Annotated in this window: 1 protein-coding gene and 1 pseudogene; both read right to left on the bottom strand. The window is 63.9% G+C overall.

Annotated features, from left to right (window positions below):
• Nucleotides 1-113: 113 nt before the first annotated feature.
• Nucleotides 114-323, bottom strand: a pseudogene (locus tag Q0Z44_RS18210) (4-hydroxyphenylpyruvate dioxygenase); the annotation flags it as partial.
• A 33-nt stretch (nucleotides 324-356) separates the two neighbouring features.
• A partial coding sequence (locus Q0Z44_RS18205) for a Tn3 family transposase (protein WP_298015413.1) occupies nucleotides 357-3,235 on the bottom strand: 2,879 nt, incomplete at its 5' end.

The following is a 3,235-nucleotide window of genomic DNA, read 5'->3' as shown; positions in this document are numbered from 1 at the left end:
CCGCTCAATGCTTGAGCGGCTAAGGCAGTACTGACGCCAAAGTAGCGCGAGCCCACAGAGGGGCTCGCGAGATGTAGGACTGAAGGCGCTCTGCCTTCATGGAAAGGCCCAAATCAGGCCGGGTTGATTTCCAACGAGCCACGGTTGATCTGGTCGCGTTCCATCGACTCGAACAAGGCACCGAAGTTTCCTTCGCCGAAGCCCTCGCGGTAGTTGCCCTTGCGCTCGATGAACTCGAAGAACACCGGGCCAAGCAGCGGCTCGGAGAATATCTGCAGCAGCAGGCGGGGCTGGCCGCCTTCGGTCGTGCCGTCGAGCAGAATGGGGTCGTCTCAGAAAACGGAAAATAAAGCACGCTAAGCCGGTTGCAGCGGCCGTAGCGGCCTGAACTTGCCCGCGCCGATCTTGGCGCTGCTGCGCCAGAGGTAATCGCCGGTCAGGTTGATGTGCTCCCAGCCGAGCGGCGACAGGTACTGCAACAGGCCGTCATCGACGGCTTGACCGTGGCCACGCAAGGCGTTCGCGGCCCGCTCCAGATAGACCGTGTTCCATAGCACGATGGCCGCCGTCACCAGGTTGAGGCCGCTGGCCCGGTAGCGCTGCTGCTCGAAGCTGCGGTCGCGGATTTCCCCCAGGCGGTTGAAGAACACGGCGCGGGCCAGCGCGTTGCGCGCCTCGCCTTTGTTCAGCCCGGCATGCACGCGGCGGCGCAGCTCGACGCTTTGCAGCCAGTCCAGGATGAACAGTGTGCGCTCGATGCGTCCCAGCTCACGCAGGGCGACGGCCAGGCCGTTCTGGCGCGGGTAGCTGCCAAGCTTCCTGAGCATCAGCGAGGCCGTCGCCGTGCCCTGCTTGATCGAGGTGGCCATCCGCAGGATTTCATCCCAATGGGCGCGGACGTGCTTGATGTTGAGCGTGCCGCCGATCATCGGTTTCAACGCCTCGTAGGTGGCATCGCCCTTCGGGATGTAGAGCTTGGTGTCGCCCAGGTCACGAATGCGCGGGGCGAAGCGGAAGCCCAGCAGGTGCATCAACGCGAAGACGTGGTCCGTGAACCCTGCCGTGTCGGTGTAGTGCTCCTCGATCCGCAGGTCGGATTCGTGATACAGCAGGCCGTCGAGCACGTAGGTCGAGTCGCGCACGCCGACGTTCACGACCTTGGTGTGGAACGGCGCGTACTGGTCGGAGATATGGGTGTAGAACGTCCGCCCTGGGCTGCTGCCGTATTTCGGATTGATGTGGCCGGTGCTCTCGGCCTTGCTGCCGGTGCGGAAGTTCTGGCCGTCCGACGATGACGTGGTGCCGTCGCCCCAATGCCCGGCGAAGGGGTGCCGGAATTGGGCGTTGACCACCTCGGCCAGCGCTGTGGAATAGGTTTCGTCTCGGGTATGCCAGGCTTGCAGCCAGGCGAGCTTGGCGTAGGTCGTTCCGGGGCAGGACTCGGCCATTTTCGTCAGCCCCAGGTTGATCGCGTCGGCCAGGATCGTGGTCAGCAACAGGTTCTTGTCCTTGGCCAGATCGCCCGATTTCAGGTGTGTGAAGTGGCGAGTGAAGCCCGTCCAATCATCAACCTCCATCAGAAGCTCGGTAATCTTGACGTGCGGCAAGATCATGGCCGTTTGGTCGATCAACGCCTGCGCAGTGTCCGGCATTGCCGCATCGAGCGGCGTGATTTTCAGGCCCGACTCTGTGATGATGGCGTCCGGTAGGTCGTTGGCCGCCGCCATCCGGTTGACCGTGGCGAGCTGCGTTTCCAGCAACGTCAGCCGTTCATGCAGGTACTGGTCGCAATCGGTGGCCACGGCCAGCGGCAATTCGCTGGCCTGCTTGAGGCTGGCAAATTTCGCTGGCGGCACCAGGTAGTCCTCGAAATCCTTGAACTGGCGGGAGCCTTGCACCCAGATGTCGCCGGAGCGCAGTGCGTTCTTCATCTCCGACAGCGCGCACAGTTCGTAGTAACGCCGGTCGATTCCGGCGTCGGTCATCACCAGCTTTTGCCAGCGCGGCTTGATGAAATCGGTTGGCGCATCGGCGGGCACCTTGCGGGCGTTGTCGCTGTTCATGTTGCGCAGCACTTCGATAGCGTCGAGCACGTCCTTGGCGGCGGGCGCGGCCCGCAGCTTGAGCACGGCGAGGAATTCCGGCGCGTAGCGGCGCAGCGTGGCATAGCTCTCGCCGATGCGGTGCAGGAAATCGAAGTCCTCGGGCTGCGCGAGTTTCTGCGCCTCGGTGACGCTCTCGGCGAAGGCATCCCAGGACATGACGGCTTCGATGGCGGCGAACGGATCGCGGCCGGCTTGCTTGGCCTCGATCAGCGCCTGGCCGATGCGTCCGAATAGCCGCACCTTGGCATTGATCGCCTTGCCGGATGCCTGGAACTGCTGCTGATGCTTGTTCTTGGCGGCATTGAACAGCTTGCCCAGGATGCGGTCATGCAGGTCGATGATTTCGTCGGTGACGGTGGCCATGCCCTCGATGGCGAGCGCCACCAGGGTCGCGTAACGCCGCTGCGGCTCGAACTTCGCCAGGTCGGCGGGCGTCATCTGGCCGCCCTCGCGGGCGATCTTGAGCAGCCGGTTCTGGTGAACCAGCCGCTCGATGCCGGAGGGCAGGTCGAGCGCCTGCCACGCCTTGAGGCGTTCGATGTGTTCCAGCATGTGCCGCGAGTTCGGTTTGACCGGGGATTGCCGCAGCCAGGCCAGCCACGTCGTCTTGCCGTTGTCGCGGCGCTTGAGCAGATCGTCGAGGCGACGGCGATGCATGTCCGATAGCGGTTCGGCCAAGGCGTCGTAGATGCGCCGGTTGGCGCGGGTGATCGCCTCGGCGCTCGCCCGCTCGACGGCGTTGAGAGCAGGCAGAATGACCGACTGCCGCCGCAGGCCCTCGATGAAGGCGCTTGCCAGCACAATGCCCTTGTCGGTTTGCATGGCCAGCTCGGTCAGCGTGTGGACGGCCTGCCGGTAGTGGCTCATGGTGAAGGGCCGGAAACCGAAGACGGTTTGCAGCTCGATCAGGTGCTCACGCCGGGTCTGCTCCCGCTGTCCGTACTTGCCCCAGCTTTCGATGCTGACCTTGAGCTGGTCGGCGACCAGTTTCAGCAAGGGCGGGAACGGCGGTTCATCAACGCCCAGTATGACGCCCGGAAAGCGTAGGTAGCAAAGCTGCACCGCGAAGCCCAGCCGATTGGCCGGGCCGCGCCGCTGTCGGATAATCGAGAGGTCGGTATCGCTTAATG

Origin of the sequence: uncultured Aquabacterium sp., assembly GCF_947366995.1 — a bacterium.
Classification (GTDB): Bacteria; Pseudomonadota; Gammaproteobacteria; order Burkholderiales; family Burkholderiaceae_C; genus Aquabacterium.
The sequence above is the reverse complement of the archived record's forward strand: the minus strand, read 5'-3'. Positions and strand labels throughout refer to the sequence as shown.